This window comes from Aeromonas sp. PrichA-15 (assembly GCF_017939245.1).
In the GTDB taxonomy this organism is placed as follows: Bacteria; Pseudomonadota; Gammaproteobacteria; order Enterobacterales; family Aeromonadaceae; genus Aeromonas; species Aeromonas caviae.
Genome location: NZ_JAGKRH010000301.1, coordinates 1 through 293, shown reverse-complemented (window position 1 = coordinate 293; position 293 = coordinate 1). Strand labels below are relative to the sequence as shown.

Below are 293 nucleotides of genomic sequence, written 5' to 3'. Positions count from 1 at the left end.
GCCCGCGCCGGCGAGCAGGGCCGTGGCTTCGCCGTGGTGGCCGACGAGGTGCGCAACCTCGCCAGCCGCTCCGCCGCCTCCACCGCCGAGATCCAGGGCATGATCAACAGCCTCCAGGAGCAGAGCGCCCGCGCCGTCAGCGCCATGGCCCAGGGGCGCAACCAGAGCCTGCGGGTGGTGACCCAGGCCGACGAGGCCAACGGCGCCCTCGACCAGATCACCGGGCACATCACCCAGATCAGCGACATGAACATCCAGGTCGCCACCGCCACCGAAGAGCAGTCGAGCGTGGT

General features: G+C 71.3%; 1 protein-coding gene. It reads left to right on the top strand.

Translation table 11 applies throughout. The annotated features are described in order from the left end of the window. On the top strand, window positions 1-293 hold a 293-nt coding region (locus J9889_RS21700; RefSeq protein ID WP_246878161.1), incomplete at both ends, for a methyl-accepting chemotaxis protein.